Consider the following 21123-nt stretch of genomic DNA (forward strand, 5'->3'; position numbering starts at 1 on the left):
CTCGACTCCTCGCCTTACGGCTGTGCCTGCTGCGGGCTCGCGCCCGAGCCATGGGCGCCGCTGGCTGCCCGCGCGCCGCTGGCACCGTGGACGCCGCTCGCGCCGCCGCCGCGACGGCCGCGGGCGCGTGGCGAACTCGCCGGCGTGAGCGCCGCGGCACGTGCCGCCGGGTCTACCGCCTCGACGGTCATGCCTTCCTTCAGGCGGTCCGCGCCATCCACAACCACGCGCTGCCCGGGCTCCAGGCCCTTGAGCACGGCGCTGTGGCTACCGTCGCCCGGCCCGAGCGTGACGACCTGCACCTTGACCGTGCTCTGGTCATCCACGACATACACGAACGTGCCCTGCTGGCCCCGCTGGATCGCCGCGATCGGGATCACGGTGGCGTCTTCCAGCGTGTCGATGCGCGTGCGCACGTTGACGAACTGGTTCGGGAACAACATGCCGTCGGTGTTCGCGAAGATTGCCTTGAGCTTGACGGTGCCCGTGGTGGTGTCGATCTGGTTGTCCGTGGTCAGCAGCGTGCCTTCACCGAGCTGGTTGCGCATCTGGCGGTCCCAGGCTTGCACCGCCAGCTTCTCGCCGGCGTTGAGCTTCTTCAGCACCGAGGGCAGGTTGTCTTCGGGGATCGTGTACAGCACCGCGATCGGCTGGATCTGGGTGATCAGGGCGATGCCGTTGGTGTCGCTTGGATTGACGATATTGCCCGGGTCGACCTGACGCAGGCCAATGCGGCCCGACGTCGGCGCGACGATGCGCGTGTAGCCAAGCTGGATGCGCGCGTTGTCGACGTTACCCTGATCGGTCTTGACCGTCCCCTCGTACTGGCGCACCAGCGCGTCCTGCGTATCTACCTGCTGGCTCGAGATCGAGTCCTGCGCCAGCAGCGTCTTGTAGCGTTTCTGGTCCAGGCGGGCGTTCTGGAGCAATGCCTGGTCGCGCGCGAGTTGGCCGACAGCCTGGTCGAGCGTGGCCTGGAACGGGCGCGGGTCGATTTCGGCGAGCACGTCGCCGGCCTTGACCATCTGGCCTTCCTTGAACAGCACTTTGAGCAGCGGGCCGGAGACCTGCGCGCGCACCGTGACGTTGGCCACCGGCGTCACGTTGCCCAGGCCGTTCAGCACCACGTCCATGTTGCGGCGCGTCACGCGGTTGACCACCACTGGCGAGCGCTGCTGCGCGCCCGGGCCGCCAGGGCCACCGGCGCCGCTAGCGCCTCCGGGGCCCCGCTTGCCCGCGCCCATCCCGGCAGCGCCACTGGCCGCGCCGGCACTCGTGGCGCCGGCTTGCTGCGCGGCCTTGCGATGGCCGTGCCAGTACCAGCCGGCACCGGCTAGCACGACGATGACTGCGCCGGCGATCCATGTGCGGCGACGCGACCGGGTATTACCGCCCGGTGTGGGCGGATTGGGAGGAGTGGGTTGACCTTGTTCTGGGTTGGACATGACCGGAATCCTGGGAGCGGCACGACGAAAAAGTGGGGCGTGCCAACGGTATTCGCACAAGCATTGTGACGTCGAAGTTGCAGCAGTATGCCGCATCGCACGGGCAGGGTGCCTCGCCGTCAGGGGGATGGCCTGAAGCATAATGTGCGGCTCCCATCCCACCTGTTTCGCCGCGCCCTGCTTTTATTACAGCGGATTACCAACGACGTGGGTGTAACCTCCGGAAACAAAACGGTCCGGGACATTTGCAAAGCCGCATGTCCGGCCTGACTATCATGTGCCTATGCGTACAAACCAGCCCACCCAGATTCTCGTCGTCGATGACGATCCCGAACTGCGCGACCTGCTGCGCGAGTACCTGACATCCCAGGGATTCGCGGTTTCCGTGCTCCATGATGGCGACGGCCTGCAGGCGCGACTCGAGCGCGAGCGCCCGGCGCTGATCGTGCTCGACCTGATGATGCCAAAGGTCGACGGCCTGACCGCCCTGCGCAATCTGCGCGCCAAGAACGACGATATCCCCGTGATCCTGCTGACCGCGCGCAGCGACGAGATCGACCGCATCGTCGGGCTGGAGATCGGCGCGGACGACTACCTCGGCAAGCCGTTCTCGCCACGCGAGTTGCTGGCGCGGATCAATGCCGTGCTGCGCCGCAAGCTGGCCCGCCCGGCTGCCGCACCCGAGGATCGGGAATCCGTGGTGTTCGGCCCGTTCCGGGTGAACTTCCGCCAGCGCTCGCTCGAACGCAGCGGCCAGTCCGTTTCCATCAGCGACACCGAATTCGCGCTGCTCAAGCTGCTGCTGTCGCATCCGCTTGAAGTGCTCTCCCGCGAGCGCATCGTCGAACTGATGTACGGCACCGCCAACGGCATCAGCGACCGGGGCATCGACGTGCAGATCTGGCGCCTGCGCCGCCTGCTCGACGAGGACGCCCAGCGCCCGCGCTATATCCAGACCGTACGTGGCCGCGGCTACACCTTTGTGCCGGACGAGGCCGAGGACAGCATTCCGCAATGAAGCTTCGCATCGATACCCTGTTTGGCCGCATCGCGCTGCTGATCGCGGCCGTGTTGGTGATCAGCCACTTTTCGTGGCTGGCCATCCTACGCATGGACCGGCGCCAGCAGCAGATCGACTATTCGGTCGAGCAGATGATCTTCCAGCTCGACAGTATCCAGCGGGCGCTCGATGCGACGCCGCCGTTGCCCCTGCCGAGCCTGGTGGAGGTGGCGGATGCCTCCACCGCCGACGAGCACGCCTCCGTTCCGCAGGCCGGCCGGGCGCGCCGGCTGGTGGAGCAGTTCACGCGGCGCCTGCCGCCGGGTACCGAGGTGCGGCTTGAGGACGAACTGTCCACGCCGCGGCTGTGGATCAAGCTTCCCAAGCGTAATCGATGGATCGCCATGCCGATCTTGTTCGTGCACAACCCGCCGCCGGACAATCGACTGTTGCCGGGCGTGGTGCTGGTGGTAGGGATAGCGATCATCTTCGCATTGCTGATCGCGTGGCAGATCCAGCGCCCTGTGCGGGATATGGCCGAGGCGGCGGAGAAGCTGTCGCGCCAGCAACTGGTGTCGCCGCTGCGCGAGCGCGGACCGCATGAACTGCGGCAACTGATCGAGCGTTTCAATCGCATGGTCGCAGACCTCGTGCGCATCGATCAGGAACGCAACACAATGCTGGCCGGCATCGCGCACGACCTGAAAACCCCGCTCGCGCGCCTACGATTGCGTGCGGAGATGCTGTCGGATCCGAAGGCCGCTGCCGGCGTGACGCGCGATGTGGAGTCGATGTCGGCGATCGTCGAGCAGTTCCTGACCTTCGCGCAAAGCAGCGAGCCTACCGCGCGGCCCGTGCCGGTGGACAAGCGTATCGGCGAACTGGCGGCATCCTTGCAGGAGCAGGACAGGAAGGTGGTGCTGGAACTGAACGCGGGCGATGGCTTCCGCATGATCGCCACTCAGCTCGACCGGATCATCGGCAATCTCGTCGACAACGCCTACGCCTACGGTGAGCCGCCGGTGTGTGTGGCCACGAGCCGCACGCAGGAAGGCTGGAAGCTGATTGTTGAGGATGAGGGACCGGGGATTCCGGATGACGCGATCGAACGCGTGACGATGCCGTTCGTGCGGCTCGATCCGGCACGTGGCGGCAATGCGCATTCGGGATTGGGCCTGGCGATCGTCGATCGCCTGGTGCGGCAGGCCGGCGGACGCCTGTCCATTGCCAACCGCGAGGAAGGCGGCCTGCGCGTGGAAATGGTGTTTCCGTTCGCGGCCATGGCGCAGGCGGCTTGATGCGATAAATCTGCCGATGGTTTTCCCCCTCTTCCACGAATGGGAGAGGGGAGCACAGCTTGTGCTTCAGACGTTCAAACCTTCTTCTTCTCCCCGATCCGGCTTTCCTTGCCCGCCAGCAGCTTTGCGATATTGGCGCGGTGGCGCGCGATCAGCAGCACGCTGATCACCAGGATCGCGCCGGCCATGATGTCCACGCCATTCATCAGTACATAGAAGAACGGCGCGAAGATCGCCGAGATCAGCGCGGCCAGCGACGAATAGCGGAAGAAGAACGCGATGATCAGCCACGTGGCCAGCGTGCCGGCGCCGAGAATCGGATCGATGGCGAACAGGATGCCGGCGGCCGTGGCCACGCCCTTGCCGCCCGCGAAGCGATGGTAGAGCGGGAACAGGTGGCCGAGGAACACGGCCAGCGCCACCAGCGCGATGCCGGTCTCGTCCACGCCGTATGCCGGGCCGAAGTGCTTGGCCAGCAGCACCGCCGCCAGGCCTTTCAGCGCGTCGCCGATCAGCGTGAAAATGGCCGCCTTCTTGTTGCCGGTGCGCAGCACGTTCGTGGCGCCGGGGTTGCCGGAGCCATAGCTGTGCGGATCGGGTAGGCCCATGACTTTGCTGACCACGACGGCGAATGACACCGATCCGATCAGGTAAGCGATGACGGCAAATAGCAGGTTGATCATTTCTGTGGGAATAAGGCTAGGAATTTCAGGCTGGCGCGATTGTAGCGCGGCGCCGGGTCATCCAACTCCGTGACTTTCCCCTATACGCGGACGCGGCGTTAGTCCGGCAGCGCGCATTCCACCGGCTTGGCGTCAACCAGCGCCTCCAGTACCGCCGGCGCGACGCTGACCAGGTATCCACGGCGGCCGCCATTGATGTAGATCTTGTCCAGCGTCAATATCGACGCCTCGACATAGACCGGCATTTTCTTCTTCGTGCCGAAGGGCGACGTGCCGCCAACCATATAGCCGCTGTGGCGCTGCGCCACGTCGGGCTTGCATGGCTGCACGCTCTTGGCGCCGATCTGCCGTGCGAGATTCTTGGTCGACACCGAGCAGTCGCCATGCATCAGCACGATCAGCGGCTTGGCCGCTTCGTCTTCCATTACCAGTGTCTTGACCACGTCGTGCTCGGGCACGCCGAGCTGACGTGACGATTCGCCCGTGCCGCCGTGGTCGACGTAGTCGTAGGTGTGCTCGCCGAACGTGACGCCGTGCTTGCGCAGCATTTGCGTGGCGGGGGTTTCGGAGACGTGCTTGCTCTTGCTCATATCGCGTGGTCGGTCGCGCGGGTCAGCCGCGCGGATGGTGATGCAGGTGCAGTTCGCGCAGGCGCTCGCGCGCGACGTGCGTGTAGATCTGCGTGGTGGAGATATCGGCGTGCCCCAGCAGCAGCTGCACCACGCGCAGGTCGGCGCCGTGATTAAGCAGGTGCGTGGCAAAGGCGTGCCGGAGCGTATGCGGGGAGAGCGGGGCGTGAATGCCCGCGTCACGCGCGTGTTTCTTGATCAGGTGCCAGAACGTCTGGCGCGTCATGCCCTCGCCGCGCTGCGTGACGAAGAGTTCGTCGCACGCGCGGCCCGCCAGCAACGTGGGGCGCGCATCGGACAGGTAGCGATGCAGCCAGTCGCCGGCCTGCGCGCCGAATGGCACCAGCCGCTCCTTGTTGCCCTTGCCGCCAACCACGCGCGCCACGCCTTCATTCAGGCCGACTTCGATGGTCTTCATGTTCGTGAGCTCGGACACGCGCAGCCCGCTCGCATACATCAGTTCGAGCATGGTGCGGTCCCGCAGGCCCAGCGGCGTTTCGATATCGGGGGCTTCCAGCAGCGCCACCACCTGTGCCTCGGACAGCGTCTTCGGGAACCGGGGTGGCTGCTTGGCGGGGCGCAGCAGCAGGCAGGGGTCGGCCTCGATCATGTGCTCGCGCAGGGCCCACTGATAGAAACGGCGGAACACAGTCAGGCGGCGATTGGCCGAGGAAGCGCGCGTCTCCAGGTGACGCGCGGCGAAGTATCCGGAAAGCGCGGTGTCGTCGACGCCCAGTAACGCCGTGGTGCCGGACTCGTGCAGCCAGCGCGCCAGCATGGCCAGGTCGCGCCGGTAGGCGTCGATCGTATTGCGTGCCAGGCCATCTTCGAGCCACAACGCATCGCAGAACCGGTCGACCAGCGACAGGTCGCCATCGAGTGCCGCCGTCATAGCAGCATCGCGCCTTCATGGCGCAGCAGCCAGCGCTTCACGCCCAGATGGAATCCTTCCTCGCCATGATGCGCGAAGCCGCCGAGTCCGTTGGCCGCCACCACGCGATGGCACGGCACCACGATCGGAAACCAGTTCTGTCCGCAGGCCTGGCCCACGGCGCGCGGCATGCTCTGCAGCGATTTCGCGATGGTGCCGTAGGTCGTCAGGCCGCCACGCGGCACCGCGCTGATGGCCGCCCAGACTTTGCGCTGGAAGTCCGTGCCACGCCGTGCCAGCGGCAGGTCGAACACGGTGTCTGCATTGGCGTAGTAGGCGTCGAGCTGTTCCGCCACGCGCTTTGTCAACGCGCTGGTTGGCGGGACCTCGGCAAAGCTGTCGGGCAGATAGACGATTTCGTGAACCTGCGTGCCATCGACACGTACGCCGACCTTGCCAAATGGCGCGGGCAGGACGGCATCGAAGTGATGTTGCATGGTGGATGGCGGGATAACGTGGCGATGAGCGATTTTATGCTGATTCCAGATGCATATCGAATGCAATGGGACTACCCGCCCGCTCGGCGGGGGCAGACAGGGGAAGAACGCTGGTGCCGCGTCTGTCAGGCGCAACAAAAAAGGACCTCCGTGGAGGTCCTTTCTCGCTACCTGCGGATACCCGCTTATTGCTCGAGCTTGATGTTCTGAACCTTCACCAGGTTCTTCATCTTGTCGAATTCCTTCTTGATTTCGGCAGCGTGCTGCGCCGGCGTATTGCCCGACGGTTCGGCGCCAGCCGCCTGCAGGCGCTGGACGAAGGCCTTGTCCTGCAGCGCCTTCACCACCGCGGCGTTGAGCTTGTTGATGACGTCGTCAGGCGTGCCGGCCGGGGCAACCAGACCGTACCAGGCCGGGTCGTTCGGCTCCTTCAGGCCCATTTCGCCGAAGGTCGGCACGTCAGGCAGCCCCTCGACGCGCTTGTTCCAGGCCACCACGATCGGGCGCAGCTTGCCGGCCTTGATGTACGGCATCGACGACGGCAGGTTGTCCACCATGATCGGCACCTGGCCAGCCAGTACGTCGTTCAGTGCAGGGCCCGCGCCACGGTACGGAATGTGCACCATGAACGTCTTGGTCGAGACTTTGAACTGCTCGCCGAGCATGTGGCCGAAGCCGCAGGTGCCCGACGACGCGTACGAGTACTTGCCCGGGTTGGCCTTCAGCACCGCCAGGAACTCCTTGTAATCCTTGGCCGGGAAGTTCGGGTTCACGGCGATCACATTGGCCACGTTGGCCACGTTGGCGATGGGCTTGAAGTCCTTGATCGGGTCGTAGGAGAGCTTCGGGTTGCACGCCGGGTTCACCGCCATCGTCGACACGGTGGAGATGCCGATCGTGTAGCCGTCCGGTGCTGCCTTGGCGATCGAGTCGGCGCCAATCGAGCCACCCCCGCCCGCGCGGTTTTCCACCACGACCGTCTGGCCCAGGATGCGGCTCATCTGATCCGCCACGCCACGGCCGACGATGTCGGTGGTGCCGCCCGGCGCGAACGGAATGATCAGGCGGATCGGCTTGGTCGGATAGTTGCTCTGCGCGTGAGCCACCGACGCCACGGAGGCAGCCGCCGCGACGGCAGCGATCAATGCGGTTTTGCGAGCTTGCATGAGGAAAGGATCTCCCGTACGTGAAAGCCGGGCGGATCACGCCCGGGGTTGGAATCGCCGGCGTGCCTCGCGCGGATTTGCGCGGCACGGCGGCGTGCGTGGGTCAGCCGCCCAGCAGGCCGCGCTTGAGGTTGCGGTCTACCGGGTGGTCGCCCAGGAAAATGCGCAGTACGGCCTGGTAGAAGTCTTCGCCGGCAATGGCCTGGCCGCGTGGGATGCCGTTCAGCGCCACCACGGTGCCGCCTTCGGGCGTGAAGTCGAAATTGATGATGTCGCCACGGTGCGCGGCGCCCATCTCGGTCATGGTCTGCTGGAGCTGCGCCAGGCGATCGGCCAGCATTCTCATCTGCAGCTCGGAATGGTTCTCGCGCAAGCCTTCGTTGAGCGCCTTGATGAACGATTCCGCCTCCACTTCCCGCAGCACGCGCAGTTGCAGCCGCTTGGGCCCGCGCGTGGCCAGCGCCACCGTTGCATTGCGCGCGCGTTCGGGCAGGTACAGGCCCGCTACATAGCCCTTGATCACGAATACCGAGCGCAAACCGGCGCCGTTGAGCGCCAGTTCCTTGCCGCCGAGCCGCGTCGCGTCGTCGAAGCGAACCCCCTCGATGACCATCGCCGATGCAGGTGGCATCAGCGTCCAAAGCGCCAGCGTCGCGCACAGCGTGGCGGCGAAACGGCGGGAAAGGGCGGTCGTACGGGAGGGAGACTTCAGGGACTTCATGGTGCGACGGGCGGCGGGCAAACCGCGGGCGAGACGAAATACAGCGTGCCATGCTGCCGGAATTCTGAAAAAATACCCATCCGTATCTGCCCTAGGCTGCACATTTCATGATGCAAGGCAAACGAGCAGATGTGATGAAAACGACAAAACAAACGAGACAATGTCTTCCGCACTCCTGCTGGTCCCGGATTTCAGCCTGATTTTGATTGGCTGGCTGCTGGTTCGATACACCCCATTCGACCGCGGTTTCTGGGCCGGAGTGGAGCGTCTGGTCTACTTCGTCCTGTTCCCGGCGCTGCTGCTGCAATCGACGAACAGCGCCAAATTCGACTTCTCGTCGACGTCCGCCATGCTCGGCCTGGCCCTGCTCACGATGGTCTTCGGCATGGCCACCGGCTATCTGGTCAAGTGGGTGTTGAGGCCGGCCCCGGCGGATTTCGCCTCGGGCCTGCAGACAGCCTTCCGTTTCAATTCCTACATTGGCCTGGCCTTGGCCGCGCGGCTTGGCAATGGCGAGGGCCTGGCGCTGATGGCGCTGGTCGTCGGGGTGACGGTGCCGCTGTGCAACGTCGTGGCGGTGTGGGCGCTGGCGAAACATGGCGAGGCGCGTGTGCTGCGCGAACTGGTCCGGAATCCGCTGATCCTGGCCACGGCCACCGGGCTGGTCACGAACCTGCTGGGCCTGCATCCGCCCGAGGTGGTGGCGATGACGCTGAACCGGCTTGGTTCAGCTTCCACCGCGCTCGGGCTGATGACCGTCGGCGCGGGGCTGCAGATGAGCGGGGCTACCGGCACGGCCGGCCCGATGGCGTGGTGGAGCGGCGTGAAGCTGCTTGCCATGCCCTGTTTCGCGTGGCTGGTGGGCAAGTATCTGCCGCTGACCCCATTGCAGTACCAGATCGTGGTGGTCTATGCGTCGCTGCCCACGGCATCGAGTTCGTACATCCTGGCCGTGCGCATGGGCGGCAATGGTCCGATGGTGGCGGCGACGATTTCCGCGATGACTGTCGTGGCGATCGTGACCACGCCGGTGTGGCTGTCGCTGGTGAGCTAGCGGCCTGGCCGCCTAGCCGCGCTCAGGGGCCCGGTCCTGCGCGAGCGCCCATTCGATATGCTCGCGCACCAATGGCGTGGCCGCATCGAGCCGCGCGCGGAGTGAGGCACGGATGCGTTCGGCCAGCGCCGGATCGTTCACCGCCGCGGCGCGCAGGCTGTTGCCGAGGCCCACGGCCAGGTTGCGCAGCCAGCGTTCATGACCGATCCGCCGGATCGGGCTGCCTTCGAGCCGCTGGTTGAATTCTGCTTCGCTCCAATCGAATAGTGTTGCCATGTCGGGCGCGTCGAAGCCATTGCGCACGTCGAAGTCCGGCAACGTGGCGCGATGAGCGAACTTGTTCCAAGGGCACGTCAGTTGGCAATCGTCGCAACCATAGACGCGATTGCCCATCGGCGCGCGCAGGTCTTCGGGAATAGCGCCCTTGTGTTCGATCGTCAGATAGGAAATGCAACGCCGCGCATCCACCAGATAGGGCTCCACGATGGCCTGGGTCGGACAGATGTCAATGCAGCGGCGGCAGTTGCCACAGTGCGGGGCCTCGGCCGAATCGGCGGGCAACGGGATATCGACGAGGATCTCGCCGAGAAAGAACATCGAACCACCATCGCGGTCGAGCAGCAGCGTGTGCTTGCCGCGCCAGCCCAGGCCACCCTGGCTGGCCAGCGCCACTTCCATGACCGGGGCCGAATCGGTGAAGACGCGGTAGCCAAACGCGCCGATCGCGGTCTCGATACGGGCCGCCAGCTGCTGCAGCCGGTTGCGGAGTACCTTGTGATAGTCGCGGCCACGTGCGTAAAGCGAGATCACGGCAGTCGAGGGGTCGTCGAGGCGGGCGAGTTCGTGTCGGCGCCAGCCGTCGTCACGCTGCATGGGCAGATAGGGCATGCGCGCGACGATGGCGCGCACGGTGCCGGGCACCAGTTCGGCCGGGCGGGCGCGCTTTGTGCCGTGGTTGGCCATATAATCCATGTCGCCGTGGTAGCCCGCCTGCAACCACGCCAACAGGCCCGCTTCGGCGTGCCGCAGATCGACATCGGCGATGCGGATCGCATCGAATCCGAGCTCCCCCCCCCAGGCACGAATCTGTGCCACCAGCGACGCCAGAGAGTCCCTGGCAGCTTGCGGGGACGACGTGGACGGCACCGGAACGGGGTCTTTCGCGGGGGAGGAGGCGGGAACTGCTCGGTCGATCATTCCTGAATTGTACGCAATGCCCCTGCTCGAAGAACGCATTCTGCCGCTACCGGACGAAGCCGCCACCGAACGGTTTGGCGCGGCGCTGGCCACCGCCGCGCGCGCGATGCCGCCGCGCACGATCCATCTGCAGTTGTCCGGAGACCTTGGCGCGGGCAAGACCACGCTGACGCGTGCCGTGCTGCGCGCGCTCGGACACGTCGGCAAGGTGCGTAGCCCCACCTACACGCTGTGCGAACCCTATGAAGTGCTGCGTGCCGATGGATCGCCGCTGACGGTCTACCACTTCGATCTCTATCGCTTCGCCGACCCCGAGGAGTGGATCGACGCAGGATTTCGCGACTGTTTTGCCGAACCGGCGCTCAATCTCGTGGAGTGGCCGGAAAAGGCGGGCCGCCTGCTGGGGGAACCTGACCTCCATGTGTTGCTCCAATCGGACAATCGTGTCTCACATTGGGCCGATAACGGGGCCGATGCGGGCGCGGATCGCCGCATGGCAACGCTGCGCGCCTATACTCCCACTGGACTTACCCTGCTGAACGCATGCTGATCAAGCGACTCGCAACCGACCGACCCGATGGACCCGACGGACTGCTGAAGGCCCGCCGCAAATGGATGGCGCAGGCGCTGAAAGTCAGTGCCGGTACGGTCGTATTGACCATCGCCGGGCCGCAGATCGCCTTTGGCGCCGGCATTGTCGCGGTGCGGGTGTGGCCGGCCGAGGACTACACGCGGGTAACCATCGAGTCCGACGAGCGCCTGGTGGCCGTGCACCAGATGATCCGCAACCCGGACCGTCTCGTGGTCGACATCGACGGGCTCGACCTGTCGCCGACGCTGCGCGAACTCGTGGCGAAGATCACGCCGAACGATCCGTATATCCAGTCCGTGCGCGTGGGACAGAACCGCCCGCGCGTGGTGCGGATGGTGTTCGACCTCAAGGAAGACGTCTCGCCGCAGGTGTTCACGCTTGCGCCGATCAGCGACTACCGCAATCGTCTCGTATTCGACCTGTATCCGGTCAATCCGCCCGATCCGCTCTGGAAGCTCGTGCGTGATACCGAGGACAAGCAGCGGCGATTCGCCGCCGCGCCGCCGCCTGCTGGTACCGATGGTGTGTCCGGCGCGCCCGCTGGTGCGGAAGAGGATGCAATCGGCGCGATTGTGCGCAAGTTCGAGGATCGGGACCAGCTTCCGTCGCCGACTACCGCTCCGCCACCCGCATTGGCCGGCGTCAAGCCCAGGCCCCCCCTGCCGTCTCCCGCGCCCGTGGCGCCGCCGCCGACGGCGCGGACCAATCTGCCGCCACCCAGCGAATTCAAGATGCGCCGCCTGCTGACCGTGGCCATCGATCCCGGCCATGGTGGTGAAGACCCGGGGGCGATAGGTGCCGCGGGATCGCGCGAGAAGGATGTCGTGCTGCAAATCGCCACGCGCCTGCGCGCGAAGATCGACGCGCAGCCCAATATGCGCGCGATGATGACGCGCGATTCGGACTTCTTCGTGCCGCTCAACGTGCGCGTGCAAAAGGCCCGCCGCGTGCAGGCGGACCTGTTCGTGTCGATTCACGCCGACGCTTTCCTGTCTCCCGAGGCGCGTGGGGCATCGGTGTTCGCGTTGTCCGAACGCGGCGCGTCAAGCTCGGCCGCGCGCTGGCTGGCCAACAAGGAAAACAATGCCGATCTGATCGGCGGTGCCAATATGGGCAACAAGGATGCCCAGGTGGCGCGCGTGCTGCTGGACTTGTCCACAACGGCACAGATCAACGACAGCATGCAGGTAGGCAGGTCCGTGCTGCAGGAGATCGGTGGGATCAACAAGCTGCACAAGGGCAGCGTGGAGCAAGCGGGATTTGCGGTGCTCAAGGCGCCGGATATTCCGTCGATCCTGATCGAGACCGCGTTCATCAGCAATCCCGAGGAAGAGCGCAAGCTCAACGACGACAGCCATCAGGAGCAACTGGCCAACGCCATCCTGCGAGGCATCAAGGCGTACTTCGCGCGCAATCCGCCGCTGTCGAAGAATCCATCGGTGTGATGGTCGAAGGTGGTCAATGCGGCAGCGGGCCACCCTTCACCATGCAAAAAGAAAACGGCGCCTGGGGCGCCGTTTTCATTTGATCAACGAGCCTGCCTCAGGCACGCATTAGGCACGTCTCAGGCACGCACCGCCTCACGCGTTTCCACGTCATCGCGGTTTGCGTACCGTGCGGCGATGACCGAGCAGACAATCAGTTGGAGCTGGTGATAGACCATCAGCGGCAGCACCAGCAGGCCCAGGGCCGGATGACCGGCGAACAGAATCTTGGCCATCGGGATACCGTTGGCAAGGCTCTTCTTCGAGCCGCAGAACACGGCCGTGATTTCATCTTCCACCGAAAAGCCCAGGCGACGCGCCGTGAACGTGGTGGTGCCCAGAATCACGAACAGCAGGACGGCCGCGATACCCATCACTGCGCCGATGGTCTGCCAGTGGTACTGGTGCCAGAGGCCAGCAGCGGTGGCGTCGCAGAACGACGAGTAGACGATCAGCACGATCACACCACGGTCGATCTTGTTGGTGATCTGCTTCTTCTTGGCCAGCCAGTTGCCAATCAACGGGCGCGCGGCCTGACCCAGCGCGAACGGCAGCAGCAGTTGCAGCGCCACGCCCATCAGCGCGCGACCCAGCGGCATCGACGCGCCGCTGGCGCTGATCACCAGGCCCATCAGCAACGGGGTCAGCGCCATGCCGATCAGGCCCGAGATCGTGGCGTTGAAGATGGCGCCGGGCACGTTGCCACGTGCCATCGACGTCATCGCCACCGACGACGATACCGTGGACGGCAGTGCGCACAGATAGAACACGCCCAGCAGCAACTCGGGCGGCAGCGTGTTGCGCAGCGACAGCATCAGCAGCACGCCGACGATCGGGAACACGATATACGTGAAAGACTGCACGAAGACATGCAGACGCCAATGCTTGGCACCCGCTACCAGCTTGTCGCGCGACAATGCGGCGCCGTGCAGGAAAAACACCAAGGCGACACCGAGATTGGTGACCACGCCAAGGCGCAGCGGGCCGTCACCGGTTCCGATTTCAGGGGCAATCAGCGCGATGCCGATAGCGGTCAGCATGATCAGCACGAACCCGTCGATCAGGTCGTAGATCTTTTTGAAGGGGGCGAGAATGGCGGACATTGATAGGGATAGTGCGTAAGGGTTTCCGCTTGGTATTGGACCCTCGTCCTGTCTAGAATGCAAATTCATTTATTTCATTCATTCATTTCAACGTTGCATGAATTACACACTGCGGCAGTTGCGGGTCTTTCTGGCGGTGGCGGGGCATGGCAGTTTCAGCCGGGCAGCGGATGCCGTCGGGCTGACGCAGCCGGCGGTCAGTCGGGGTGTTGCCGAGCTTGAAGAGGCACTTGGCGTACGTCTGCTGGATCGTACGACTCGGGAAGTCGTGCTGACGGAGGCTGGAACGGCACTGGTACCAGCGCTGGAGCGGCTGCTGGGCCAGCTTGACGACACCCTGGAAGAGACACGGCAGTCCGGCGAACGCTATCGCGGCCGGGTTGTGATAGCCAGTGCGCCGACGATCTCGGCGCGACTAATGCCGATGTATGTGGCGGCCTGCGCGAGCCAGTATCCCGATATCCGGTTGTTCGTGCGCGACAACGTCCAGGCCGACGGCCTCGAGCAGATCCGCGCCGGCGCGGTCGATTTCGGGGTGTTGATCGATCCGATGGCGCGCGAGGGGCTGACTATCGCGCCGCTCGCCACCGATCCGTTCTGTTTCGTATGTCGGCGCGACCATCCACTGGCCGAGGCGGATTCGGTGCCCTGGACCGCGTTGCACGGCGAGCGCCTGGTGCTGCTCGATTTTGCCTCCGGCAGCCGGCCGTTGATCGACCGGATCTTCGCTCGTCATGGCGCGGTGCCGCAGGTGGTGCAGGAACTCGGGCACTCCGCCAGCGTATTCGGCATGGTGGAGGCGGGGATCGGCGCGTCGGTCCTGCCGTCCTTCTCGTTGCCGTTGCCCGAGGCGTCCCCGCTGGTCTCGAAGCCGCTGACGCCGCGCGAGGAACGCAGCATCGTCATGGTCCGTCGCGAGGACCGGTCGCTGTCACCGGCGGCGGCTGCGGTCTGGAACATGGTCCAGACCATGCCGATCCCGGCCGAAACCGCGACCGGCTGACTGCGACGGGCGAGGGGAGGGCTGAGGGGAGGGCTGTTACGCGCGGGGAGAGGCGGCCAACATTGCCGCTTCCAGCGCAAAGCTGCCGTCGGGCTGCACGCGATAGCGATCACAAACTTCGGCTGGCGCCTTTTCCCACAGGTGGCGGATCGCGGCTGCCGCAACTTCTGGCGTGCGCATCCGGGCCACCCAGCTGGTGAATTCGATGTCGATGCGCCAGACCGGCGACACCTCTACCTGGAATCCGGCTGCCTCGAACATTTGCGTCCACACGGTCGGCGTGTAGTCGCGGATGTGCGATGGGTCGCGCAGCAATTCCACGGATTGCAGCCATGTATCGCAAAGCGGGTCCTCGGCGCCGACGATGTCGATCAGCACTACCTTGCCGTTCGGCTTCAGCACGCGCTGGATTTCACGCAGCGCGGCGGGGACGTCGCGCCAGTGGTGGGCACTCATGCGTGAGACCACGGCGCAGAAGCTGGCGTCGTCGAACGGCAGTTGCTCGGCGGCACCCTGCTGCGTCTTGACGTTGCCCAGGCCGCGATCGCGTGCCGCACCTGCCACGACTTCGAGCATTGCCGCCGACAGGTCGTAAGCCACCACTTCGTTGGCAACCGTTGCAGCAGCAAAGCTCGCGTGGCCTGCGCCGCAGCCCAGGTCGAGCACGCGGCTATGCGCCACGGGCTTCAGGTAAGCCAGCGCTTGCTTGAGTTGTTCGAGATCGGCGCCTTGAGCATGGACAGCACTGGTCAGGTAGGCATTGGCGGTGGCGCCGAACTGGGCGGCGACGAGTTCCTGTTGTTGCATGGGGTGCCTCGATTCTTGTCGGATTGGCGATGGGGATTGCCCGGGCCCGGGGGTTCACGTACTGTAGATGCGGTCTTTTCCCGGTACAAGTCACAGATTTATCCTGGTATAAGCACCACCAGCCATGTCTATCGAACCCACTCAAGTCAGTCGCGAGGCCGAACTCGGCGCATTTCTGCGCACCCACCGAGAGCGGCTGACGCCAAGCGACGTCGGCCTGCCGCCGGGCCGCAGGCGCCGCACACCGGGATTGCGGCGCGAGGAAGTTGCGCAGCTTTCGGGATTGAGTGCCACATGGATCACGTGGCTGGAGCAGGGGAGACCGGTGGCGATGTCCGTGCGCGCGCTGGGCAGTCTGGCCGAGGCCCTGCGACTGTCTCGCGCTGAACGCGCCTATCTGTTCGCGCTGGCTGGCAAGCCCGAACCGCGCCAGGATGCCGAGCCCGCCGTGCCCGTCGCACTGCTTGCGAGCGTTCAGGCAATCTCGGGGCCTGCCTATCTGCTGGATCGCCAATGGACCGCCCGGGCATGGAATGCAGCGGCCGCCGACCTGTTCGTCGGCTGGCTCGATGCTGCGTCCGGAGAGCGGAACCTGCTGCGAGCGATGTTCCTGCCGACGGCGTTGCAGGCGTTGGTGGAGGATTGGCCGCACCGCGCCGCACGGCTCGTGGCCGAGTTTCGTGTCCACAGCTTGCGTCATGCCGAAGATCCGCCGACACGCGCACTGATCGAGCGGCTCATGGAAGACAGCCCCGCGTTCGCGGCGGCCTGGCGTTCGCAGGACGTCGACGAGCGCCAAGGCGGCCGGCGCGGGTTTCATCACCCGATGCGCGGCCTGGTCTACTTCGAGCAACTCACGCTGGTACCCCCGGCTGCACCGGGGATGATGCTGGTGATGCTGCTGCCGGAAACACCCTGATTCGGCGCGATTCGCCGCGAGTCGCCCTGCATCGCGCGACGCGCGGGCTTACTTCGGCTGCATGCGGATTGCACCATCCAGGCGGATCACTTCGCCATTCAACATCGTATTGCCGATGATCGACTGGACCAGCTTGGCGTACTCCGCGGGGCGGCCCAGGCGCGGCGGGAACGGCACCATCTTGCCGAGCGCCTCTTGCACCTCTGGCGGCATCCCGAGCAGCATCGGTGTTTCGAACAACCCCGGGGCGATGGTCAGGCAGCGCACGCCGTCGCGGGAAAGATCGCGCGCGATGGCCAGCGTCATGCCCACCACGCCGCCCTTCGATGCCGCATACGCAGCCTGGCCGATCTGGCCATCGAACGCGGCCACCGAGGCCGTATTGATGATCACGCCGCGTTCGCCTTCGGCATCGGGAGTGTTCTGGACCATCTCCGCGGCGGCGAGGCGAATCATGTTGAAGGTGCCGATCAGGTTGACGCGGATGGTCTTCTCGAACGCATCGAGCGGATGCGGTCCGTTCTTGCCGACCGTCTTGGCGGCCACGGCGATACCCGCGCAGTTGACCAGCCCGGAGAGCCGGCCAAGCTTCCGCGCGGCATCCACGGCCGCCTGACCGTCGGCCTCCGACGCCACGTCGCATTTGACGAACTGCCCGCCGAGCTCCGTGGCCAGCGCCGTGCCCGCGGCTTCGTTGAGGTCGGCAATCACGACCTTGCCGCCCGCAGCCGCCAGCATGCGCGCCGTGCCCGCGCCGAGCCCGGATGCGCCGCCCGTGACAATGAATACGTTGCCCTGAATGTCCATGCGCCTGTCTCCTCGTTGTGAATGCCGTTTACGTTAACGTCAATTGGAGGCTATTGTACGAACCGCGCGAACCGATCGGCAAATAAAAAAGCGGCCCGGTTGCCCAGGGCCGCTTCTTCTTGATGCTGAAAGCGCTTCGCGACTTACTTCAGCGCGTCGAACACGCTTGCCGTGATCTTGTCGACTTCGCCAAGACCCGCGATCTTGCGGTACTTCGGCGGCGATACCTTCGCCGAGGCATCGCCGTTGGCGGCCCAGTTCGAGTAGTAGTCGACCAGCGGACGGGTTTGCTGCGAGTACACGTCCAGGCGCTTGCGCACCGTCTCTTCCTTGTCGTCGTCGCGCTGGATCAGTGCTTCGCCCGTTTCGTCGTCGACCATGTCGGCCTTCGGCGGGTTGAACTTGACGTGGTATGTCCGGCCCGACGCCACATGCACGCGGCGGCCGCTCATGCGCTCGATGATGGCGTCGAACGGCACGTCGATTTCCAGCACGTAGTCGATCGCCACGCCGGCTTCCTTCATTGCCTCGGCCTGCGGAATCGTGCGCGGGAAACCATCGAACAGGTAGCCCTTTTCGCAATCAGGCTGCTTAAGACGGTCTTTCACCAGGCCGATAATGATGTCATCCGACACCAGTCCGCCCGCGTCCATCACCTTCTTGGCTTCGATGCCCAGCGGCGTGCCCGCCTTCACCGCGGCGCGCAGCATGTCGCCCGTGGAGATTTGCGGAATGCCGAACTTCTCGCAGATGAACTTGGCTTGCGTGCCTTTGCCGGCGCCAGGTGCGCCCAACAGGATCAAACGCATTTACGGGTCCTCAAGGTATTTGAATTCGGTCTGGCGGGAGGGATGGAAGGAGGGTACCGCCGCAACTTGACGCAGGACTTACGCGGTCAGGCCAGACTGTGCGAGTCGAGCCATGTGCCGGAGTCAGGTCATGCTCGACGCGCCGGGCGCGCAGCAGGTGCCAGCGGGCACGCGCGCATCCGGTCGGGCTCGATCTCTATCTCCCCACCGAGTCTTTGTGAAGAGCGGCGAACGCGCCTCACGGACTCTGTTTCGGCAAGCATTATGCCATGGGCCGTACGGATTCGGCCCCCGCCGAAGTTGCAGCAGTGTGAACTTCAGCGGGCGAATGTTGTCACGGCCCTTCCTGAGCCATGCCCTGCACCCATAGCGCACGCACGCGTTCCAGGTCCGCCGGTGTGTCCACGCCCGGCGCCGGTGCAGCCGCCGTCACCATGACGCCGATCCGCTCGCCATGCCACATGGCACGCAGTTGCTCGAGCGCTTCGGTCTGTTCGACCGGCGCGACCGCCAACGTCGGGAAGCGGCGCAGGAAGCCCGCGCGATAGGCATAGATGCCGATGTGACGCAGCACCGGCATGGCCGGCAGCGGGACTTGCGCGGTGGCCGCGGGCTGGGCCGGCACGGCAGACCAGGCATCGCGTGCCCACGGAATCGGCGCGCGCGAGAAATAGAGCGCGCGGCCCGCGTTGTCGCAGACCACTTTCACCACGTTCGGGTTGAATACTTCGGCCACGTCGTCCAGCGGATGCGCTGCCGTGGCGATCGCGCAGTCAGTGTGAGCCGCCAGATGCAGCGCGACTTCGTCGATCAGCGTCGGCTCGATCAGCGGCTCGTCGCCCTGTACGTTGACGACGATCGCGTCATCGGCCAGCCCGAGCTGTGCCGCCACTTCCGACAGCCGGTCGGTGCCGGACTGATGGTCGGCACGCGTGAGCACGGCTTCGACGCCATGCGCGGCGCAGGCCTGCGCAACTTCCTGGGAGTCCGTTGCCACCACGGTGCGCTGGGCCGACGACGCGTGGGCGCGTTCAGCCACGCGCACGATCATCGGATGGCCGCCGATGTCGGCCAGCGGCTTGTTTGGCAGCCGCGTGGAGGCGAGGCGGGCAGGGATGACAACGGTAAAGGTCGGGATGCTCATCGTGCGACCTTTGCCCATCAATTGCCGGCCGGCGCCGAGGGTTCCACCGGTACCACACGGCCCGGCACGGTCTGGCGCGCTTCGTCCGCCAGCATGACCGGAATGCCATCACGGATCGGGTAGGCCAGCTTGTCGGCGTGGCAGATCAGTTCCTGGGCGGCGCGATCGTATTCCAGTTTGCCCTTGCACAGCGGGCAAACGAGGATTTCAAGCAGCCGGTTGTCCATCTTGGTGTTCCTTGTCGAGACCGTCGGCCATCCCGGTGGCGGTGGATTGCCCCACGGTGACGGGTGTGGCGATGGCCGGGTTGCGCGCCTGCACGACGCGGCGGATTTTATCGATCAGGCCCGCGTCGATCACGGGCGTGGTGGGGACGACCCAGATACGCGGGTCGTCGAAGCGCTCGCATTTTACGGCATCCTTCTCGGTGATCAGGATCACGTCGGCTTCGAGCGCGGCAGGATTGTCCGCGAACGGGTCCTGCACGAAATCGTAATGGTCCGGCAGCGGCAGCGTGGCGGGGGATAGCCCCGCCTGACGCAGGCTGGCGAAGAAGCGTTCCGGGTGGCCGATGCCGGCTGCCGCCAGCACCCGCTTGTCCGCGAACTTGGACACGTCGCACGACATCGTCGGATCGTTGAGTTGCCAGGCTTCGTCGAGCTCCAGGCGCATGCCGTAGACGTCGGGTTTGTCTGGCGTGGCGCGGAAATTCGGATCGTTGATCAGCGTGGCGTCGCGTGGCCGGGTCAGCGGTTCGCGTAGCGGGCCGGCCGGCAGCATCATGCCGTTGCCGCCCATGCGCGTGTCGAACATTACGATCTCGAAGTCCCGCTGGAGCTTGTAGTGCTGCAGGCCATCATCGAGCAGTAGTACGTTGACGCCGGGATGCGAGACGAGCATGGCCTGCGTGCACAGGGCGCGGTCCGGGAAGACCCACACCGGGACGTCCGCGGCGCGTGCGATCAGCAGCGGCTCGTCGCCGACGTCGGCGGCCTTCGAGGTCGGCTTGACGCGGCGCGGGTGGTTCAGCTTCACGCCGTAGCCACGCGAAACCACGCCCGGGCGCAGGCCGGCTTCCGCCAGCGCATGGGCCAGCGCGATCACGGCCGGGGTCTTGCCGGTGCCGCCCACGGTCACGTTGCCAACCACGATGACCGGCATCGGCAGACGGGTCGACTTGAACCATCCCTGTTGATAGCCGTACCGGCGAATGCGCGCGATCAGGCCGAACAGCAGCGACAGCGGCCACATGAGCCAGGTAAACCAGCTACGGCGCTGCCACTGGTCGGTGACGAAGTCGGCGAGGGTGTGTTGGGGAGCGGCCATGAAGATCGGGGACGGGAGCGGGCGGCGCCACCGCTAGGGTGGCGCCGGGCGAATGCAGACATTATGGGCATTGCCCGACGCTTGTCGCAAGCCTGCCGTTCGCCGCGCCGGGACTGCGGGCGTCCAGCGCCTTATCGCTTCTGACTGCTCTGGGTGGCGAACGTCAGCCGCGACAAACCTGCAAGGCGCGCGGCCTCCATCACATTGATCACGGCCTGGTGAGTGGCCTGGGCATCGGCGTTGACGATGACCACTGGCGGTTGCCCGTTGCTGGCCGGACCGGCTGCGCTACGCAACTGGTCGGCGAGGCTGGTGACATCCGTCTGCTCCAGCACCTGCTTGTTGACGGAATAGATCCCGCGCGCCGAAACGGACACGACGATCTCGGTCGGGCGCTGCTGCGCCCGCTCGGCATCGGCCGTCGGCAACTGAATCTGAAGTTCGGTGAAGCGCGAATACGTGGTCGTGATCATCAGGAAGATGAGGATCACGAGCAACACGTCGATGAGCGGGATCAGGTTGATCTCCGGCTCCTCGCGTCGCTGACGGGAACGGAAATGCATGGCGC

General features: G+C 65.4%; 23 protein-coding genes. 7 read left to right on the top strand and 16 right to left on the bottom strand.

The genetic code is table 11. The annotated features are described in order from the left end of the window. Positions 1-14: 14 nt before the first annotated feature. Positions 15-1445: an MdtA/MuxA family multidrug efflux RND transporter periplasmic adaptor subunit gene (locus RMET_RS02600; protein ID WP_035833015.1), complete on the bottom strand. Its 1431-nt coding sequence runs from the start codon at positions 1443-1445 to the stop codon at positions 15-17. 283 nt (positions 1446-1728) lie between these two features. On the opposite strand from RMET_RS02600, the gene RMET_RS02605 reads away from it, so the two are divergent. After that, complete coding sequence (locus RMET_RS02605) at positions 1729-2463, top strand: response regulator (protein ID WP_008645039.1); 735 nt, start codon at positions 1729-1731, stop codon at positions 2461-2463. After that, positions 2460-3743 (top strand): ATP-binding protein, encoded by a 1284-nt coding sequence (locus tag RMET_RS02610; protein ID WP_011515381.1) that lies wholly within the window; start codon positions 2460-2462, stop codon positions 3741-3743. Before RMET_RS02605 ends, RMET_RS02610 begins: the two co-directional genes overlap by 4 nt. A gap of 74 nt (positions 3744-3817) precedes the next feature. Here the strand turns inward: RMET_RS02610 and plsY are convergent, their stop codons facing one another. The 6 genes from plsY to RMET_RS02640 form a co-directional block, all read right to left on the bottom strand. After that, positions 3818-4426 carry a glycerol-3-phosphate 1-O-acyltransferase PlsY gene (gene plsY, locus RMET_RS02615; RefSeq protein ID WP_008645034.1) on the bottom strand — a complete coding sequence of 203 codons (609 nt, stop codon included), beginning with the start codon at positions 4424-4426 and terminating at the stop codon, positions 3818-3820. 98 nt (positions 4427-4524) lie between these two features. Beyond that, positions 4525-5016 carry a Cys-tRNA(Pro) deacylase gene (gene ybaK / locus RMET_RS02620; protein WP_011515382.1) on the bottom strand — a complete coding sequence of 164 codons (492 nt, stop codon included), beginning with the start codon at positions 5014-5016 and terminating at the stop codon, positions 4525-4527. Positions 5017-5038: 22 nt separating this feature from the next. Further along, the gene (gene xerD, locus RMET_RS02625; protein WP_011515383.1) at positions 5039-5947 is read right to left on the bottom strand and encodes a site-specific tyrosine recombinase XerD; all 909 of its coding nucleotides are present in this window, start codon (positions 5945-5947) and stop codon (positions 5039-5041) included. Beyond that, on the bottom strand, positions 5944-6423 hold the full coding sequence (locus tag RMET_RS02630; RefSeq protein ID WP_008645026.1) for a methylated-DNA--[protein]-cysteine S-methyltransferase: 480 nt from the start codon (positions 6421-6423) through the stop codon (positions 5944-5946). The genes xerD and RMET_RS02630 overlap by 4 nt, the downstream gene beginning before the upstream one ends. Before the next feature lie 185 nt (positions 6424-6608). Next, positions 6609-7589, bottom strand: coding sequence for a tripartite tricarboxylate transporter substrate binding protein BugE (locus RMET_RS02635; RefSeq protein WP_008645024.1), 981 nt, complete (start codon positions 7587-7589; stop codon positions 6609-6611). A gap of 103 nt (positions 7590-7692) precedes the next feature. Beyond that, entirely contained in the window at positions 7693-8310 is a 618-nt protein-coding gene (locus RMET_RS02640; RefSeq protein WP_011515384.1) for a chalcone isomerase family protein, read from the bottom strand. Positions 8311-8470: 160 nt separating this feature from the next. Here RMET_RS02640 and RMET_RS02645 point away from each other — a divergent pair, with 160 nt between their 5' ends. Next, the gene (locus tag RMET_RS02645; protein ID WP_008645019.1) at positions 8471-9364 is read left to right on the top strand and encodes an AEC family transporter; all 894 of its coding nucleotides are present in this window, start codon (positions 8471-8473) and stop codon (positions 9362-9364) included. Between the two features lie 12 nt (positions 9365-9376). Here RMET_RS02645 and queG read toward each other — a convergent pair whose 3' ends face one another. Next, positions 9377-10561 (bottom strand): tRNA epoxyqueuosine(34) reductase QueG, encoded by a 1185-nt coding sequence (gene queG / locus RMET_RS02650; protein ID WP_029308401.1) that lies wholly within the window; start codon positions 10559-10561, stop codon positions 9377-9379. 16 nt (positions 10562-10577) lie between these two features. Here queG and tsaE point away from each other — a divergent pair, with 16 nt between their 5' ends. Further along, positions 10578-11111: a tRNA (adenosine(37)-N6)-threonylcarbamoyltransferase complex ATPase subunit type 1 TsaE gene (gene tsaE, locus RMET_RS02655; protein ID WP_011515387.1), complete on the top strand. Its 534-nt coding sequence runs from the start codon at positions 10578-10580 to the stop codon at positions 11109-11111. Next, positions 11105-12598: an N-acetylmuramoyl-L-alanine amidase gene (locus RMET_RS02660; RefSeq protein ID WP_011515388.1), complete on the top strand. Its 1494-nt coding sequence runs from the start codon at positions 11105-11107 to the stop codon at positions 12596-12598. Before tsaE ends, RMET_RS02660 begins: the two co-directional genes overlap by 7 nt. A 119-nt stretch (positions 12599-12717) precedes the next feature. Here the strand turns inward: RMET_RS02660 and RMET_RS02665 are convergent, their stop codons facing one another. Beyond that, positions 12718-13740: a bile acid:sodium symporter family protein gene (locus tag RMET_RS02665; RefSeq protein ID WP_008645010.1), complete on the bottom strand. Its 1023-nt coding sequence runs from the start codon at positions 13738-13740 to the stop codon at positions 12718-12720. A gap of 97 nt (positions 13741-13837) precedes the next feature. On the opposite strand from RMET_RS02665, the gene RMET_RS02670 reads away from it, so the two are divergent. After that, positions 13838-14743, top strand: coding sequence for a LysR family transcriptional regulator (locus RMET_RS02670; protein ID WP_011515390.1), 906 nt, complete (start codon positions 13838-13840; stop codon positions 14741-14743). Positions 14744-14779: 36 nt separating this feature from the next. Here RMET_RS02670 and RMET_RS02675 read toward each other — a convergent pair whose 3' ends face one another. Beyond that, entirely contained in the window at positions 14780-15550 is a 771-nt protein-coding gene (locus tag RMET_RS02675) for a class I SAM-dependent methyltransferase (RefSeq protein WP_011515391.1), read from the bottom strand. A gap of 124 nt (positions 15551-15674) precedes the next feature. On the opposite strand from RMET_RS02675, the gene RMET_RS02680 reads away from it, so the two are divergent. Further along, positions 15675-16469 (top strand): helix-turn-helix transcriptional regulator, encoded by a 795-nt coding sequence (locus RMET_RS02680; protein ID WP_011515392.1) that lies wholly within the window; start codon positions 15675-15677, stop codon positions 16467-16469. Positions 16470-16517: 48 nt separating this feature from the next. Here the strand turns inward: RMET_RS02680 and RMET_RS02685 are convergent, their stop codons facing one another. From RMET_RS02685 to RMET_RS02710, 6 genes are all read right to left on the bottom strand, one after another. Further along, positions 16518-17276, bottom strand: coding sequence for a 3-hydroxyacyl-CoA dehydrogenase (locus tag RMET_RS02685; protein WP_011515393.1), 759 nt, complete (start codon positions 17274-17276; stop codon positions 16518-16520). A 143-nt stretch (positions 17277-17419) separates the two neighbouring features. Further along, positions 17420-18085, bottom strand: a complete 666-nt coding sequence (adk, locus tag RMET_RS02690; protein WP_011515394.1) for an adenylate kinase — start codon at positions 18083-18085, stop codon at positions 17420-17422. Positions 18086-18419: 334 nt separating this feature from the next. Beyond that, positions 18420-19229 carry a 3-deoxy-manno-octulosonate cytidylyltransferase gene (kdsB, locus tag RMET_RS02695; protein ID WP_011515395.1) on the bottom strand — a complete coding sequence of 270 codons (810 nt, stop codon included), beginning with the start codon at positions 19227-19229 and terminating at the stop codon, positions 18420-18422. Between the two features lie 17 nt (positions 19230-19246). After that, entirely contained in the window at positions 19247-19456 is a 210-nt protein-coding gene (locus tag RMET_RS02700) for a Trm112 family protein (RefSeq protein ID WP_008644998.1), read from the bottom strand. After that, positions 19437-20555 carry a tetraacyldisaccharide 4'-kinase gene (gene lpxK / locus RMET_RS02705; protein ID WP_011515396.1) on the bottom strand — a complete coding sequence of 373 codons (1119 nt, stop codon included), beginning with the start codon at positions 20553-20555 and terminating at the stop codon, positions 19437-19439. Before lpxK ends, RMET_RS02700 begins: the two co-directional genes overlap by 20 nt. Positions 20556-20686: 131 nt before the next feature. Further along, entirely contained in the window at positions 20687-21118 is a 432-nt protein-coding gene (locus RMET_RS02710; RefSeq protein WP_011515397.1) for an ExbD/TolR family protein, read from the bottom strand. Between the last annotated feature and the right edge of the window lie 5 nt (positions 21119-21123).

The organism is Cupriavidus metallidurans CH34, from assembly GCF_000196015.1.
Taxonomy (GTDB): Bacteria; Pseudomonadota; Gammaproteobacteria; order Burkholderiales; family Burkholderiaceae; genus Cupriavidus; species Cupriavidus metallidurans.

Coding starts and splice junctions, on each gene's coding strand:
- RMET_RS02600 (WP_035833015.1), bottom strand. CDS start 1,445: ATGTCCAACCCAGAACAAGGTCAACCCACTCCTCCCAATCCGCCCACA.
- RMET_RS02605 (WP_008645039.1), top strand. CDS start 1,729: ATGCGTACAAACCAGCCCACCCAGATTCTCGTCGTCGATGACGATCCC.
- RMET_RS02610 (WP_011515381.1), top strand. CDS start 2,460: ATGAAGCTTCGCATCGATACCCTGTTTGGCCGCATCGCGCTGCTGATC.
- plsY (WP_008645034.1), bottom strand. CDS start 4,426: ATGATCAACCTGCTATTTGCCGTCATCGCTTACCTGATCGGATCGGTG.
- ybaK (WP_011515382.1), bottom strand. CDS start 5,016: ATGAGCAAGAGCAAGCACGTCTCCGAAACCCCCGCCACGCAAATGCTG.
- xerD (WP_011515383.1), bottom strand. CDS start 5,947: ATGACGGCGGCACTCGATGGCGACCTGTCGCTGGTCGACCGGTTCTGC.
- RMET_RS02630 (WP_008645026.1), bottom strand. CDS start 6,423: ATGCAACATCACTTCGATGCCGTCCTGCCCGCGCCATTTGGCAAGGTC.
- RMET_RS02635 (WP_008645024.1), bottom strand. CDS start 7,589: ATGCAAGCTCGCAAAACCGCATTGATCGCTGCCGTCGCGGCGGCTGCC.
- RMET_RS02640 (WP_011515384.1), bottom strand. CDS start 8,310: ATGAAGTCCCTGAAGTCTCCCTCCCGTACGACCGCCCTTTCCCGCCGT.
- RMET_RS02645 (WP_008645019.1), top strand. CDS start 8,471: ATGTCTTCCGCACTCCTGCTGGTCCCGGATTTCAGCCTGATTTTGATT.
- queG (WP_029308401.1), bottom strand. CDS start 10,561: ATGATCGACCGAGCAGTTCCCGCCTCCTCCCCCGCGAAAGACCCCGTT.
- tsaE (WP_011515387.1), top strand. CDS start 10,578: ATGCCCCTGCTCGAAGAACGCATTCTGCCGCTACCGGACGAAGCCGCC.
- RMET_RS02660 (WP_011515388.1), top strand. CDS start 11,105: ATGCTGATCAAGCGACTCGCAACCGACCGACCCGATGGACCCGACGGA.
- RMET_RS02665 (WP_008645010.1), bottom strand. CDS start 13,740: ATGTCCGCCATTCTCGCCCCCTTCAAAAAGATCTACGACCTGATCGAC.
- RMET_RS02670 (WP_011515390.1), top strand. CDS start 13,838: ATGAATTACACACTGCGGCAGTTGCGGGTCTTTCTGGCGGTGGCGGGG.
- RMET_RS02675 (WP_011515391.1), bottom strand. CDS start 15,550: ATGCAACAACAGGAACTCGTCGCCGCCCAGTTCGGCGCCACCGCCAAT.
- RMET_RS02680 (WP_011515392.1), top strand. CDS start 15,675: ATGTCTATCGAACCCACTCAAGTCAGTCGCGAGGCCGAACTCGGCGCA.
- RMET_RS02685 (WP_011515393.1), bottom strand. CDS start 17,276: ATGGACATTCAGGGCAACGTATTCATTGTCACGGGCGGCGCATCCGGG.
- adk (WP_011515394.1), bottom strand. CDS start 18,085: ATGCGTTTGATCCTGTTGGGCGCACCTGGCGCCGGCAAAGGCACGCAA.
- kdsB (WP_011515395.1), bottom strand. CDS start 19,229: ATGAGCATCCCGACCTTTACCGTTGTCATCCCTGCCCGCCTCGCCTCC.
- RMET_RS02700 (WP_008644998.1), bottom strand. CDS start 19,456: ATGGACAACCGGCTGCTTGAAATCCTCGTTTGCCCGCTGTGCAAGGGC.
- lpxK (WP_011515396.1), bottom strand. CDS start 20,555: ATGGCCGCTCCCCAACACACCCTCGCCGACTTCGTCACCGACCAGTGG.
- RMET_RS02710 (WP_011515397.1), bottom strand. CDS start 21,118: ATGCATTTCCGTTCCCGTCAGCGACGCGAGGAGCCGGAGATCAACCTG.